This window comes from Pectobacterium sp. F1-1, from assembly GCF_025643735.1.
GTDB classification, from domain to species: Bacteria; Pseudomonadota; Gammaproteobacteria; order Enterobacterales; family Enterobacteriaceae; genus Pectobacterium; species Pectobacterium colocasium.
Window position 1 is genome coordinate 1,721,610 of record NZ_CP104733.1, and the last position, 12,917, is coordinate 1,734,526.

Below are 12,917 nucleotides of genomic sequence, written 5' to 3' on the forward strand. Positions count from 1 at the left end.
GATTAAGTAGGCGACAATGGCGATGAACGGAACGATCACAACCTGGTTTAAAGATAAAGGCTTTGGCTTTATTAAAGATGAAAACGGCGATAACCGTTATTTTCATGTGATTAAGGTCGCCAACCCTGATCTGATTAAGAAAGATGCTGCGGTGACTTTCGAACCCACCACGAATAACAAGGGGCTGTCGGCCTATGCGGTGAAGGTTTTACCGGAAAGCAAATACATCTATATCGCGGGTGAGCGCCTTAAGCTCACGTCGATCAAGTCTTATCTGGTTTATAGCGAAGACGTGCCCGTCGATAGCGGCATTGATAAAGAAAATGCGGTGTTGTCTGTGGGGATACTGATGAATAGTATCAGGCCGAAATCAACCGCTAAGCCGGGTGAAATGCGCTCGATAAAAAAACTGGCGATCACGACCTTCCAGGGAACGACGTTAATCTTCTCGGAAGATGAGATAGACATCGATGCCACGGTGAAATTGCTCAAGTTCTGATAACCCTGTGCCGGAGTTCTGCGCCATTCATCAGCAGAGTTTCGGCATCGCTTCTGATAACTCCCAAACGCAAGCTGCATCGCGATCACGTCCTGCAATCTGGTACTGCCTCAAACATTACAGGTATAATCCTGTAAATTATTCAACCGGTTTAGAAACGACAATGACAAAACTCACCTTACAAGAGCAGATGTTAAAAGCTGGATTAGTGACCAGCAAGAAAATGGCCAAAGTCCAAAGAACGGCGAAAAAATCACGCGTTCAGGCTCGTGAGGCAAGAGAGGCGGTGGAAGAGAATAAGAAAGCACAGCTTGAGCGTGATAAACAGCTCAGTGAACAACAAAAACAGGCTGTGTTATCTAAAGAATATAAAGCTCAGGTGAAGCAGCTCATTGAAATGAACAGAATCACGATTGCAAAAGGCGATATTGGTTTTAACTTCACCGATAACAACGTTATTAAAAAAATAGACGTGGATAAGTTGACCCAGGCCCAACTGATCAATGGCCGTCTTGCTATTGCTCGTTTGGCGGTTAATAGCAACGGCGAGAGTGAATACGCAATTATCCCCGCGATCGTAGCCGATAAAATTGCGCAGCGAGATGCGAGCAGTATTGTCTTAAATAGTGCTTTGAACCAGGAAGAACAAGACGAAGACGATCCGTATGCTGATTTTAAAGTGCCTGATGATTTGATGTGGTAATGAACGTTTTGCCGATGCTTATCGATGAAAAGCCCTTACGGGATTTTCGTTTAGGCTGATGTCTCGCTCAGTCTGGTTGGTGAAGTGGGGCAGTTGGCGATGGATTGGATCGCCAACCAGACTGCGTTTGTTTAACATGGCCGACGCTTTGGCGGCGTTATTTAGCCAGAAGTTCTCTGCGAACGATTTCCGCGCCTGCACTTAACGCATTGAGCTTGCCTCTTGCGACGCGACGAGACAACGGCGCCATGCCACAGTTGGTCGATGGATAGAGCTTGTCGGCATCCACAAACTGAAGCGCTTTGCGTAATGTAGCGGCGACTTCCTCTGGTGTCTCAATGGTATTGGTTGCCACGTCAATGGCGCCTACCATCACTTTTTTACCGCGAATGAGTTCAATCAGATCCATGGGAACACGTGAATTCTGACATTCCAGTGAAATGATATCGATTGCCGATTTTTGCAGTTTAGGAAAAATTTCTTCATATTGCCGCCACTCAGACCCCAGCGTCTTTTTCCAATCGGTATTGGCTTTGATGCCATAGCCATAGCAAATGTGCACCGCAGTTTCACATTTAAGCCCTTCAACGGCTCTTTCTAACGCGGCAATGCCCCAATCATTCACCTCATCAAAGAAAACATTAAATGCAGGCTCATCAAATTGGATAATGTCGACACCCGCCGCCTCTAACTCTTTAGCTTCTTGATTCAGAATGGTGGCAAATTCCCAGGCGAGTTTTTCGCGACTTTTATAGTGGCTATCATAAAGCGTATCGATCATTGTCATGGGGCCAGGCAGGGCCCATTTAATCGGTTGCGTAGTTTGTTGACGTAAAAATTTGGCGTCTTCAACAAAAACGGGCTTTTGGCGAACCACTGCACCAATGACTGTCGGCACGCTCGCGTCATAGCGATTACGAATTTTAACGATCTCACGTTTCTCGAAATCAACACCGCTGAGGTGTTCAATAAACGTCGTGACAAAATGTTGACGCGTTTGCTCGCCATCACTGACAATGTCAATCCCCGCTTGCTGTTGCTCTGCCAGGCTTAAACGTAGCGCATCTTGTTTACCCTCAATCAATTCCTCACCTTGCAATTTCCAGGGTGACCACAGTGTTTCAGGCTGCGCCAGCCAAGAGGGTTTAGGTAAGCTGCCAGCGGTTGAGGTGGGTAGCAATATTTTCATAATAATCAGTGACCTTGTATGTTTGGTTAATCAAAGAACGTAATTAGCAGACCATTGCTCAAGAATAGCGTGGTATGGTTTGATGAAGTTTTTCTCCGTAAACTTTCCCTGCTCGATAGCCAACAGGCTACGTTCTTCTCGATCATAAACAATTTGAGTGAAGGAATGATCCTGATGATTCAGGCTTGGCTGATAGCATTGACCTGCCGGAGAGTTCGCATTGTAAATCTCAGGTCGGTAAATCTTTTGAAACGTCTCCATCGTGCTGATGGTACTGATCAGCTCAAGATTCGTATAATCACTCAGTAAGTCACCAGAAAAATAGAAGGCCAAAGGCGCAACGCTATTTGGCGGCATAAAATAGCGAGCCTGTAATCCCATTTTATGGAAGTATTGGTCGGTCAATGAATATTCATCTTGCTGGTATTCGATGCCTAATACGGGATGTTGATTTCCAGTCCTGTGATAGGTGTTTTTACTTGAAACACTGAGGCATATCACTGGCGCTTTACTAAAATTCTCTTTATAGCTCTTCGAGTTCACGAAGCATTTAAAGATATTGCCATGCAACTCGCCAAAGTTATCTGGGGTGCTAAATCCAGGGTTGCTTTTATTATGATCTGACAGCAATACGCTAAAATCATAATCTCGCACGTAGGAAGAGAAATTATTCCCTACAATGCCTTCAATGCGCGCGTTGGTTTTTTTATCAACAACATTCGTTTTCAATATTTCAATGACAGGGAAGGTGTTGCCATTGCCTTCAATATCAATTTCAACGGAAATGATATCGAGTTCAACAGCGTAACGATCGCTTTTAGGGTTATCCCAATGCGCCAGAGAATTGAAACGGTTGTCAATCATTGTTAAGGCATTGCGCAAGTTTTCCTGGCGGTTCTTGCCTCTCGCCAAATTCGCAAAATTGGTCGTGATACGCGTATTTTCGGACGGGTTATAGTTCTCATCGAAACGCGTGTTCTTAATCGTAAATGTAAAATTCGTATTCATCGCGATCTAACATCCTAATTGTTGATATCAACCTGGTTTTATGTCTTTCTTTTCGAAGATTTTCAGGTCTTATCATTCAGCAGATTTCATATTGTCTCTAGCAGCTTGTCTCTAACTACTGCAATTGCACAATTTATGCCAGAGTCACTGCGTGAGTAAAAGTGATTTAATTTCAATAGACATGAACCATCTTCATGACTTGGGGGACGGCCCGCATCGGTGCCGTTGTAAAGCCCTCTGTTAAATAAAGTTTGTTTTTATAATTCATGTGGTTAGTGATGTGTGCTTACATGGCTTCATGGTAAGGCTAAAGTGGAAAACTTACCAGTTTTTCACGTCTAAGGGACTGAGGCGTCTGCGTTTGGCTCCTTGCCCTACATGGATGACAGGAAAACGAACTAAGAATGGTATTATCCCAGTCAGATGATGCATGCATCAACGGACGTAGACCTTAACCCCTGAGGATGGCTTATGAACAATGAAATACCGCTTAAATTTTATGACATCACGGATGAGTATGCGACGGAATCTGAAAAGCCGTTGAGCGAGTCAGAACGTGGCGCACTGGCGCGCTATTTCCAACTGCTGATCACTCGTTTAATGAATAACGAAGAAATCAGTGAAGAGGCGCAGAAGGAGATGGCCCGTGACGCTGGGATCGACGCGCATCGTATTGATGAGATCGCGACATTCCTGAATCAATGGGGCAATGAGTAACGCTCATTCAGGGCATATTGAAAAAGATGCAAGGTGAGTGTGGAGATACCCGCTGCACAGCTTAACTCATAGTTATAAGCGGCTAAAAAACATCCCGCCTGTATTTTCTGAAGCGGGATTTTCACATTGCCAGTTCCTTACCGGGGCAAGTCAGGGCAGGGAACGTATTCGATCAATATCGCGTACTAAATAGTATTTAGACTGTCTGTGGCTGTAACTGATAAACCCATGCCGTAACCTGATGGTTTTCGGCTGTAGTAACCATAACCTCAACGCGATCGTAGCCCTCTTCAAATTCATCCAGCATTGGCCAGTGTGCCTCAAGGTTAGCGGACGAAAACAGGTAACCGCTAACGCGCGACCCGCGATCATCCAGGACTATCCCAGGAAAATCTGCGGCGGCACCCCAACCACGCTCATAAAACGTGCCTGTGACGTAACCCGGCAGCCAGTCTCCACCGATGTTTTCCAAAATATAGGCATTTTCGTGACCCGGGCGCAGCGTACCGTAGACAAACAAGCGTTCCATTTTTCCTCGTCAATCGAAATAGTGAATATCCAAAGGGTGAAGAGCAATACTCACGTTAGGGCTTAATAAAGCGGTTCGCAACAGGTTCTTCAGCGCTGATGAGCGGGTGCGGAGTGAATTGTATTTTCCGCATCTGGGGCCGGGGGCAATAGGTACTACCATTGCTGCTGTACTGCATGACGTTAACCGTACGCCAGTCCTTTGCGGACGTACTGCGCATCCGCAATGAGTTCTGCGTCACGATGATGGTGGAATTGTGGTGTCAGGACCGGTATTGAGCAATTTGGTGACTATCAGCCATCCATTCGATCTAGTGTTTGTCGCGGTGACAACGACGTCATTCAACCTGACGTTATTCATAGTATATTGAGAGCATTGTTTACTATCAGGTTGAGTACATGTCTTACTCCATCGGTGAATTTTCCCGGCTTTGTGGGATAAATGCGACGACGCTCCGCGCTTGGCAGCGTCGTTACGGCCTGCTCAAACCGATGCGCACAGACGGTGGCCATCGGTTGTACAGCGATGACGACGTCCAACAGGCGTTAAAAATTCTCGACTGGGTGAAAAAAGGGGTCCCGGTCAGCCAAGTGAAACCGCTGCTGGCTCGCCCAGGCACGCGTCGAACAAATAATTGGCTTGCCCTGCAGGAAAGCATGTTGCAGCGGTTGAAAGAGGGAAAAATCGAATCACTGCGCCAGATGATTTACGACGCAGGCCGCGAGTATCCGCGTACGGAACTGGTCCGTGAAGTATTGCGCCCGCTGCGCAGCAAAGTCTCGGCCAATATTCCGGCGATGATGACCCTGCGCGAAATCCTTGATGGTATCATCATCTCCTACACGTCGTTTTGCCTTGAAGGGGATAAAAGATCGCCAGGTGATAACTATCTGATTACCGGCTGGCATCTGAGCGATCCGTGCGAAATTTGGCTCGAAGCGCTCATGCGCACCGGTCAGGGGCTTCGCATTGACGTCCTTCCCGTACCGCCAGCCACTCTGGCGCCGGAGATTTTCCCAGAGCGAAAATGGCTGCTGGTCACCACCGGTAAACTCACTGCGGCTCGCAAAAAACAGATTGACCTTTGGCAGCAGCACGTCGCTTCCTTAGACGTCATTCCCCTGTAATTCCGCTTTTTCATCTCCCAATCCTTCACTTCGCTGCCACCTGCAAAGGTGGCGGACGGGTAACCTATTCGAAGAAAATAAAATCTCATATTTAAAATAAATAATTGAAATTATTGTGAAATAAAAAATAATACTGGTGAAACTTGGACAAATAGAAATAATTGTGTAGATTTTAATTATACGATTACGCCACGTTGTTCCAAGCCCAAGTGAGACTCATGAACACATTGTCATCCGTCATCAACCGATTTGTGGATTACTACACCGAGCTGGATACCCAGCAGCCATTGGCGCTGGCCGCGATTTATCATCCCAATGCTTCGCTTATCGACCCGTTTGGTGAACATGAGGGGCTGGTTGCGATCCAGCGTTACTTCACCCATCTGCTTGCTAACGTTGAGCAGTGCCGCTTTTCCATTGACCCTTCCCTCAGCAGCGGCCATCGTTTTGTCGTAACCTGGACCATGCACTGGGCCCACCCGCGAGTTGCTGGGGGAGACGCACTTACCTTGCAGGGATGCTCAATCGTGGATATTCAGGACGATCTGATTATTCGTCAGCGCGATTATTACGACGCCGGCGAGATGATCTACGAACACCTTCCGTTACTGGGTTGGGCGGTGCGCGGTGTGAAAAGAAGAGTGCGTTCATGAAAACGGTCCTCATCACGGGTGCAAGCTCTGGCATAGGGGAGGGACTCGCAAAATCCTGGGCCGATGACGGCTACCGCGTCATCGCTTGCGGGCGAGATCCAGACCGGCTGGAAGCGTTACACCAATACAGCCCAAACATCACGGTGAGGTCGTTCGATATGACCGATCCTGCGGCCTGCCGTCAGGCGCTGTCCAACTGTGTTGCCGATTTGGTCATACTCTGTGCGGGAACCTGTGAATATCTGGATCATGGCGTTGTGGATGCCGCGCTGGTGGAACGGGTGATGACCACCAATGTTCTGGGGCCGGTAAACTGTCTGGCCGCGCTACAGGGGCAGTTGGTTTCGGGAAACCGCGTGGTGCTGGTCAGCTCCATGGCGCACTGGCTGCACTTCCCACGGGCAGAGGCTTATGGTGCATCGAAAGCGGCGCTGACCTGGTTTGCCAATAGCCTGCGACTGGATTGGGAGCCAAAAGGGATTGCTGTCACGGTCGTCTCGCCGGGCTTTGTTGACACGCCATTGACCCGCAAAAATGATTTTGTCATGCCCGGTCAGGTGAGCGTGGACAGCGCCGTGGAGGCTATCCGTCGTGGTCTGGTTAAAGGGAAAGATCACATCGCGTTCCCGACAGGCTTCAGCCTGATTTTGCGCCTGCTGGCAGGGCTGCCTAATTTTCTTCAGCGCGCGTTGCTGCGCAGGATGGTGCGTTCATGAACATTGCTATTATCGGCAGCGGTATCGCCGGGTTGACTTGTGCCTGGCGGCTGGCCGGACACCATCAGGTTACGCTTTTCGAGGCTGAACCCACGTTAGGTGGGCATACCGCTACGGTTGATGTCACCACTCCGCAGGGGACGTATGCCATCGATACTGGGTTTATCGTCTATAACGACCGCACTTATCCGCGTTTTATGGGCCTGCTCAGCGAGTTGGGTATCCGTGGGCAAAAAACGCAAATGAGCTTCTCCGTGCATAACCCAGAGAACGGTCTGGAGTATAACGGTCATACTGTCGCTTCGTTGTTTGCTCAGCGTCGTAATCTTGTCAATCCGACATTCTGGGGGCTGCTTAAATCGATCGTACGTTTTAATCGATTGGCAAAAGAAGCGCTGGCGGGGGAGGTAGACGAGAGCGCTACGCTACAGACTTTCCTCGATCAGCACCGTTTCAGCGGTTTTTTTGCCCGTCATTACATTTTGCCGATGGGTGCCGCTATCTGGTCGTCGTCGCTTCAGGAGATGCGCCGCTTCCCGCTGCCGCTATTTTTGCGTTTCTTTGAGCACCACGGTCTGCTGGATATCGCTCATCGTCCGCAGTGGTACGTGGTGCCAGGTGGTTCGCGGGAGTACATTCGCGCTATGCTGGCACAACTGGGCGATCGCCTGACCCTCCATCTTAACGCGCCGGTGCAGAAGGTGATGCGCCACGATGGAGGCGTTCAGATCCAACTTGAGGGATCGAGCTATACGTTCGATCAGGTGATTTTCGCCTGCCACTCAGCGCAGGCATTGGCGATGCTTGACGAGCCGACGCCTGCCGAGCGTGAGGTGCTGGGGGATATCGGCTGGCAGCGTAACGAGGTGGTGTTACACAGCGACCCGCACTGGCTGCCGGTGCGCCAGCGCGCCTGGGCCAGTTGGAACTATCGCCTGAGTGAGCGTGAACAGGATAGCGCCTGTGTCACCTATAACATGAATATCTTACAAGGGTTGCCAGAGGGCAGCCCCCTGTTCTGCGTTACCCTGAACCCGGAAACACCGATTGACGAGCGCTATGTCTGGAAGCGCTTTGTCTATGAGCACCCGCTGTTTAACCCCAGAAGCTGGCGCGCACAGGCGCGTCGCAGTGAGATTAACGGCTGTCAGCGGAGCTGGTATTGCGGGGCATACTGGTACAACGGTTTTCATGAAGATGGCGTACGTAGCGCACTCGATGTGGTGAAGGGGATCGCCGCCGCAGGAGAGGGGAACTGAAATGAATAGTTGCCTGTATCAGGGGGTTTTACGCCATCGGCGGCTCCAGCCGAAAGTGCACCATTTTCGCTACAATATGTTTATGGCCTGGCTCGATCTGGATGAACTCGACGTGCTGCCATCGGCAGGCATCCGCCGTAACCGATTTGCCGCTGCCGCTTTCCACGATGCGGACTACCCGCTTGGCACGCCGCTCAAAGAGAACGTCCTTGACCGGCTTGAAAGCCTGACCGGCGAGCGACCTGATGGCCAGATTATGCTTCTGACCCAGTTGCGCTATTTCGGGTTCCACTTTAATCCGGTCAATTTTTACTACTGCTATGACCATAGGGGCATCCTGCGCTGGATACTGGCGGAGGTGCGCAATACCCCGTGGAACGAGCGCCATTACTATGCGGTCGATGGTCATGCGGTCGATGGTCAGGAGGCCCGCCCGCTGGAAAAGGCGTTCCACGTCTCTCCCTTTAACCCGATGGACATGGTTTATCACTGGCGTTTCAACAGCCCCGGTAAAACGCTGCATATGCATATCGAAAATCATCAGGAATCCAAAGTATTCGATGCTACGTTGGTGCTGCGCCGTGAACCACTGACGCGCGCAAACCTGGCGTCACTTCTGCTGCGTATACCGTTGATGACGCTGAAAACTGTGTTCGCTATTTATTGGCAGGCGCTGCGGCTATGGCTTAAGCGTGTGCCGCTGTACAACCATCCCGTCAGCAGGAGTAAACGCTCATGACCGATCCCGTCTTTGCGCTTGAACCCGACATCCCGCGCAACGCTCGTATCGCGCGCTGGCTGCTCTTTCGTTTGCTAAGTGGTATCCGCGAGGGGGCGATCACGGTACGTGAAGGGGCGCAGACTTTCCATTTTGGCGATGCTGCCGCCACACTGCGCGCCGACGTGCAGATCCTTGCTCCAAGTGTGTACTGGCGTTTACTGACTGGCGGTAGCCTCGGTGCTGCTGAAGCCTGGATAGACGGCGAGTGGGAGACGAATCAGCTCACCCCGCTGTTGCAGATTCTTGCGCTCAACAGCAAGGTGCTAGAGCAGATGGAAAGCGGCTTTCGTCTGCTGGGCAGGCCGGTTGAGCGGCTTCGCCATTGGACGCGGCGCAACCATCGGCAGCAGGCGCGGGAAAACATCGCTGCCCATTACGACCTGGGCAATGAGTTCTATGCACATTTTCTCGATGAGGAAATGCTCTATTCCAGTGCGCTGTTCACCGCCGACGAGCAGGATCTTACCCTGGCTCAGCGGGCAAAGATGACCCGTCTGTGTGAACAACTGACGCTGACGCCCAGCGATCACCTGCTGGAAATCGGCACCGGCTGGGGGGCGATGGCGGAGTTCGCCGCTCGTCATTACGGCTGCCGAGTCACCACTACCACGCTGTCGCAGGAGCAGTACGACTGGGCGAAAGCGCGGATTGCCCGCGCGGGGTTGCAGGATCGCGTGCAGGTTCTGCTGTGTGACTACCGCGATCTGACCGGCGAGTTCGATAAGCTGGTGTCGGTCGAGATGATAGAAGCGGTAGGACAACGCTACCTGCCAGCCTTCTTCCGCACCTGTCAGGCCCGTTTGCGTCCGGGAGGAAAAATGGTGATTCAGGCCATCACCATTCAGGATCAGCGCTACCGCGACTACAGCAAAAGCGTCGATTTTATCCAGCGCTACATCTTCCCCGGCGGTTTTTTACCAAGCATTACGGTGATGAGTGAGCTGATGATGCGACACACTGATTTTGTCGTCCGTAATCTGTTCGACATGGGGCCTGACTACGCTCGCACGCTGGCACAGTGGCGGCAGCGGTTTGTACACGCCTGGCAGGATATTGAACAGCTCGGGTTTGATGACCGGTTTCGTCGTATGTGGCTCTACTACTTTGGCTACTGCGAAGCCGGATTTAATGCACGTACTATCAGTGCGGTGCAACTGACCGCGGAGCGCGTATGAAGCGCTATGTGCAGGTCTTTCTGATGGCAATAGCGTTCGATCTCTACTGGACGTTGGTGGTGTTGTTTCGTGAACGAGGCCTATTTTTGTGGCTTGCGCTCGCGATACTGGCCTGCCTGATGCTGTCGTCTGCACACCGTCTTTATGCCCTCCTGCTCGCTGCGGCGGGGAGCGGCCTTGATGCGTTCTGGGTGTGGGTGGGGCTGATCGATTTTAACGGTGACGTGATGCTGCCGCTATGGATGGTGGCGCTGTGGTTGATGTTCGCTACCGTCTGGACTGAGCTGACCCGCACGACCACGCTGCCGGTGTGGCTACTGACGCTGATGGCGACTTTTGGCGGGCCAGTGGCGTACATCATCGGTGAACGTCTGGGCGCGATGACCTTCCTGAAACCTGACGTCATCGTCGTCAGTTGGATGGCGTCGGGCTGGCTGATTCTGATGCTGTTTTTCCAGATGTTGATGGGGAAGCAACAATGAGAACCGCGTTATTGATGTTGCTGTGGCTGACGGCCATCACGCCCGTCGCTCATTCCGCCGACTGGTTAAGCTGGCGCAAAGTGGGTGATGCAACCCTAACCTGGGGGCCGTTCACCGTCTATACCTCCCAGTTGCTCACGCCGGACGGCCGGTATAACGGTCTGGAGCAGGATCAGGCGTTGATTATTACCTACAAACGCAATATCGATCGCGGCGAGCTGGTTGAGGCCACTCGCGATCAGTGGCAGGCGCAGGGCGTTCTGGCGCGCGAACCGCAGAGTGAATCCTGGCTGCGTATGCTGAATTCCCTCTGGCCTGACGTCACTCCGGGGGCGCAACTGGCTTTTGTGTTTAACGGTAGGCAAGGGCAATTCTGGTACCGCGCCTCGGCGGCACAAAAAAGTTTTGTCCCGCTCGGTCCGAGCCAGCCTGCAACCTTCAGTACATGTTTTCTTGCCATCTGGCTCGATCCTCGCACGCAATATCCCGAACTGCGTCAGCAGTTGATCGGAGGTAAAAAATGAAACGTATTATGACACTGTGCCTGATGCTGGTAATGCTGACAGGATGCAGCACAGAGGTTACTGACTACCGACACCAACAGCCGTCGCTAGATATCTTCCAGTATTTTCAGGGGAAAACCGAAGCGTGGGGCATGGTGCAGGATCGCAGCGGTAAACAACTGCGTCGCTTCCACGTCGATATCACCGGTAACGTCATCGGTGACACGCTGATGCTTAACGAGCATTTCGTCTATGACGATGGTGAGCAACAGCAGCGCGTGTGGCATATCCGGCGCATCGCTGCCGATCGCTACGAGGGCGCTGCGGGCGATATTGAAGGTGTAGCGACAGGTCAGGCTGCGGGCAATGCTTTTAACTGGCGTTACAGTATGAACGTTAAAGCTGACGGCCGTACCTGGCTGTTACACTTTGATGACTGGATGTACCTACAGGATGGCACGCATCTTTTTAATAAGACAGAGATGAAGAAATTCGGGATCACTGTTGGGACGGTCACGCTTTTCTTCACCCGAAATACGCAGTAAAGAGGGGCGTGCCATGACTATTCAACCCGTCATTGGGATCAGCGGATGTTTAACCGGCTCAGCCGTACGGTTTGACGGTGGGCACAAACGGATGAACTTCGTCATGGATGACCTGGCGCAGTGGGTGACCTTCAAACCCGTCTGCCCGGAGATGTCCATCGGCCTGCCCGTGCCCCGTCCGGCTCTGCGTCTGGTACAGACGGCGGAAGGCGACATCCGCATGCGCTTCAGTCATGCTCCACACGACGATGTAACGGAGAAAATGGCTGGCTTCGCCGAGACTTACCTTTCACGTTTGGATCAACTGTCGGGTTTTATCGTCTGTGCCAAATCGCCGAGCTGCGGTATGGAGCGCGTGCGGCTGTATGACGAAAAAGGCAATCGCGGGCGTAAAGAGGGGGTTGGTCTTTTTACCGCTTCATTACTGGAGAAATACCCGTGGTTACCGGTTGAAGAAGATGGTCGCCTGCACGATCCGGTGCTGCGGGAGAACTTTGTCGAGCGTGTTTTCGCCCTGCATGAGCTGAACACTTTGCGTACCAACGGCCTCACGCGGCGCGCGCTGCTTGACTTCCACAGCCGCTATAAACTTCAACTGCTGGCACATCACCAGGCGGGCTACCGTGAGATCGGGCCGTTTGTCGCGTCGCTGCATGAATGGGAAGACCTGGATGATTTCTTTGTGGCCTATCGCGAAAAACTGATGACAATCCTGAAGAAACCCGCTTCGCGGAAAAATCACACCAACGTGCTAATGCATATTCAGGGTTATTTCCGTAATCAGTTGACTCTCCGTCAGCGTGGTGAACTGCGTGAGGTGATCCTGCACTATCGCGATGGACTGTTACCCATCCTCGCCCCACTTACGCTACTGAAGCACTATCTGGCCGAATACCCTGACCGCTATCTGCTAACTCAAAATTACTTTGACCCTTATCCGCAGAGTTTGGGTCTTCGCCTTCCGGTTCACTGAGGGAGAAAGAGGGAAAGGGCATGATAAATGGGGCAAAGGTTACTTAGAGCCTATCCCA

The 12,917-nt window shown here is 51.6% G+C and carries 16 protein-coding genes and 1 pseudogene; 14 read left to right on the top strand and 3 right to left on the bottom strand.

Going from position 1 to position 12,917, the window contains the following annotated elements; translation table 11 throughout:
- The first annotated feature begins 16 nt into the window (after positions 1–16).
- Complete coding sequence (locus tag NAL19_RS07480) at positions 17–499, top strand: cold-shock protein (RefSeq protein ID WP_263059288.1); 483 nt, start codon at positions 17–19, stop codon at positions 497–499.
- 163 nt (positions 500–662) lie between these two features.
- Complete coding sequence (locus tag NAL19_RS07485) at positions 663–1,202, top strand: DUF2058 domain-containing protein (protein WP_263059289.1); 540 nt, start codon at positions 663–665, stop codon at positions 1,200–1,202.
- Between the two features lie 157 nt (positions 1,203–1,359).
- Here NAL19_RS07485 and NAL19_RS07490 read toward each other — a convergent pair whose 3' ends face one another.
- Both NAL19_RS07490 and NAL19_RS07495 read right to left on the bottom strand, forming a co-directional pair.
- Entirely contained in the window at positions 1,360–2,391 is a 1,032-nt protein-coding gene (locus NAL19_RS07490) for a methionine synthase (protein WP_263059290.1), read from the bottom strand.
- Between the two features lie 30 nt (positions 2,392–2,421).
- A complete protein-coding gene (locus tag NAL19_RS07495; protein ID WP_263059291.1) occupies positions 2,422–3,399 on the bottom strand; it encodes a DUF1852 domain-containing protein in 978 nt (325 codons plus the stop codon).
- Positions 3,400–3,870: 471 nt separating this feature from the next.
- On the opposite strand from NAL19_RS07495, the gene NAL19_RS07500 reads away from it, so the two are divergent.
- Positions 3,871–4,116 carry a YmjA family protein gene (locus tag NAL19_RS07500; RefSeq protein WP_263059292.1) on the top strand — a complete coding sequence of 82 codons (246 nt, stop codon included), beginning with the start codon at positions 3,871–3,873 and terminating at the stop codon, positions 4,114–4,116.
- 196 nt (positions 4,117–4,312) lie between these two features.
- Here NAL19_RS07500 and NAL19_RS07505 read toward each other — a convergent pair whose 3' ends face one another.
- Entirely contained in the window at positions 4,313–4,645 is a 333-nt protein-coding gene (locus NAL19_RS07505; RefSeq protein WP_225087572.1) for a gamma-glutamylcyclotransferase family protein, read from the bottom strand.
- 106 nt (positions 4,646–4,751) lie between these two features.
- Between NAL19_RS07505 and NAL19_RS07510 the strand changes: the two are divergent.
- The 11 genes and pseudogenes from NAL19_RS07510 to NAL19_RS07560 form a co-directional block, all read left to right on the top strand.
- Positions 4,752–4,982 (top strand): annotated as a pseudogene (locus tag NAL19_RS07510) (2-dehydropantoate 2-reductase N-terminal domain-containing protein); the annotation flags it as partial.
- A 61-nt stretch (positions 4,983–5,043) separates the two neighbouring features.
- Positions 5,044–5,772 carry a MerR family transcriptional regulator gene (locus NAL19_RS07515; RefSeq protein WP_263059293.1) on the top strand — a complete coding sequence of 243 codons (729 nt, stop codon included), beginning with the start codon at positions 5,044–5,046 and terminating at the stop codon, positions 5,770–5,772.
- A gap of 218 nt (positions 5,773–5,990) precedes the next feature.
- Positions 5,991–6,425, top strand: coding sequence for a nuclear transport factor 2 family protein (locus NAL19_RS07520; RefSeq protein WP_180743685.1), 435 nt, complete (start codon positions 5,991–5,993; stop codon positions 6,423–6,425).
- Positions 6,422–7,141: an SDR family NAD(P)-dependent oxidoreductase gene (locus tag NAL19_RS07525; protein WP_263059294.1), complete on the top strand. Its 720-nt coding sequence runs from the start codon at positions 6,422–6,424 to the stop codon at positions 7,139–7,141. The genes NAL19_RS07520 and NAL19_RS07525 overlap by 4 nt, the downstream gene beginning before the upstream one ends.
- A complete protein-coding gene (locus NAL19_RS07530) occupies positions 7,138–8,400 on the top strand; it encodes an NAD(P)/FAD-dependent oxidoreductase (protein WP_263059295.1) in 1,263 nt (420 codons plus the stop codon). Before NAL19_RS07525 ends, NAL19_RS07530 begins: the two co-directional genes overlap by 4 nt.
- Before the next feature lies 1 nt (position 8,401).
- Positions 8,402–9,139, top strand: coding sequence for a DUF1365 domain-containing protein (locus NAL19_RS07535; protein WP_263059296.1), 738 nt, complete (start codon positions 8,402–8,404; stop codon positions 9,137–9,139).
- A complete protein-coding gene (locus tag NAL19_RS07540) occupies positions 9,136–10,356 on the top strand; it encodes an SAM-dependent methyltransferase (protein WP_263059297.1) in 1,221 nt (406 codons plus the stop codon). The genes NAL19_RS07535 and NAL19_RS07540 overlap by 4 nt, the downstream gene beginning before the upstream one ends.
- Positions 10,353–10,838 carry a DUF2878 domain-containing protein gene (locus tag NAL19_RS07545; RefSeq protein WP_263059298.1) on the top strand — a complete coding sequence of 162 codons (486 nt, stop codon included), beginning with the start codon at positions 10,353–10,355 and terminating at the stop codon, positions 10,836–10,838. The genes NAL19_RS07540 and NAL19_RS07545 overlap by 4 nt, the downstream gene beginning before the upstream one ends.
- A complete protein-coding gene (locus NAL19_RS07550) occupies positions 10,835–11,362 on the top strand; it encodes a hypothetical protein (RefSeq protein WP_263059299.1) in 528 nt (175 codons plus the stop codon). Before NAL19_RS07545 ends, NAL19_RS07550 begins: the two co-directional genes overlap by 4 nt.
- Positions 11,359–11,886, top strand: coding sequence for a DUF3833 domain-containing protein (locus NAL19_RS07555; RefSeq protein WP_263059300.1), 528 nt, complete (start codon positions 11,359–11,361; stop codon positions 11,884–11,886). The genes NAL19_RS07550 and NAL19_RS07555 overlap by 4 nt, the downstream gene beginning before the upstream one ends.
- Positions 11,887–11,899: 13 nt before the next feature.
- On the top strand, positions 11,900–12,859 hold the full coding sequence (locus NAL19_RS07560; RefSeq protein WP_263059301.1) for a YbgA family protein: 960 nt from the start codon (positions 11,900–11,902) through the stop codon (positions 12,857–12,859).
- The last annotated feature ends 58 nt before the right edge of the window (positions 12,860–12,917 follow it).

What these genes read in the sequence shown, in the direction of transcription:
- NAL19_RS07560 (WP_263059301.1), top strand. Translation starts at nt 11,900, where the DNA reads ATGACTATTCAACCCGTCATTGGGATCAGCGGATGTTTAACCGGCTCA.
- NAL19_RS07555 (WP_263059300.1), top strand. Translation starts at nt 11,359, where the DNA reads ATGAAACGTATTATGACACTGTGCCTGATGCTGGTAATGCTGACAGGA.
- NAL19_RS07520 (WP_180743685.1), top strand. Translation starts at nt 5,991, where the DNA reads ATGAACACATTGTCATCCGTCATCAACCGATTTGTGGATTACTACACC.
- NAL19_RS07485 (WP_263059289.1), top strand. Translation starts at nt 663, where the DNA reads ATGACAAAACTCACCTTACAAGAGCAGATGTTAAAAGCTGGATTAGTG.
- NAL19_RS07545 (WP_263059298.1), top strand. Translation starts at nt 10,353, where the DNA reads ATGAAGCGCTATGTGCAGGTCTTTCTGATGGCAATAGCGTTCGATCTC.
- NAL19_RS07490 (WP_263059290.1), bottom strand. Translation starts at nt 2,391, where the DNA reads ATGAAAATATTGCTACCCACCTCAACCGCTGGCAGCTTACCTAAACCC.
- NAL19_RS07480 (WP_263059288.1), top strand. Translation starts at nt 17, where the DNA reads ATGGCGATGAACGGAACGATCACAACCTGGTTTAAAGATAAAGGCTTT.
- NAL19_RS07495 (WP_263059291.1), bottom strand. Translation starts at nt 3,399, where the DNA reads ATGAATACGAATTTTACATTTACGATTAAGAACACGCGTTTCGATGAG.
- NAL19_RS07500 (WP_263059292.1), top strand. Translation starts at nt 3,871, where the DNA reads ATGAACAATGAAATACCGCTTAAATTTTATGACATCACGGATGAGTAT.
- NAL19_RS07540 (WP_263059297.1), top strand. Translation starts at nt 9,136, where the DNA reads ATGACCGATCCCGTCTTTGCGCTTGAACCCGACATCCCGCGCAACGCT.
- NAL19_RS07505 (WP_225087572.1), bottom strand. Translation starts at nt 4,645, where the DNA reads ATGGAACGCTTGTTTGTCTACGGTACGCTGCGCCCGGGTCACGAAAAT.
- NAL19_RS07550 (WP_263059299.1), top strand. Translation starts at nt 10,835, where the DNA reads ATGAGAACCGCGTTATTGATGTTGCTGTGGCTGACGGCCATCACGCCC.
- NAL19_RS07535 (WP_263059296.1), top strand. Translation starts at nt 8,402, where the DNA reads ATGAATAGTTGCCTGTATCAGGGGGTTTTACGCCATCGGCGGCTCCAG.
- NAL19_RS07515 (WP_263059293.1), top strand. Translation starts at nt 5,044, where the DNA reads ATGTCTTACTCCATCGGTGAATTTTCCCGGCTTTGTGGGATAAATGCG.
- NAL19_RS07525 (WP_263059294.1), top strand. Translation starts at nt 6,422, where the DNA reads ATGAAAACGGTCCTCATCACGGGTGCAAGCTCTGGCATAGGGGAGGGA.
- NAL19_RS07530 (WP_263059295.1), top strand. Translation starts at nt 7,138, where the DNA reads ATGAACATTGCTATTATCGGCAGCGGTATCGCCGGGTTGACTTGTGCC.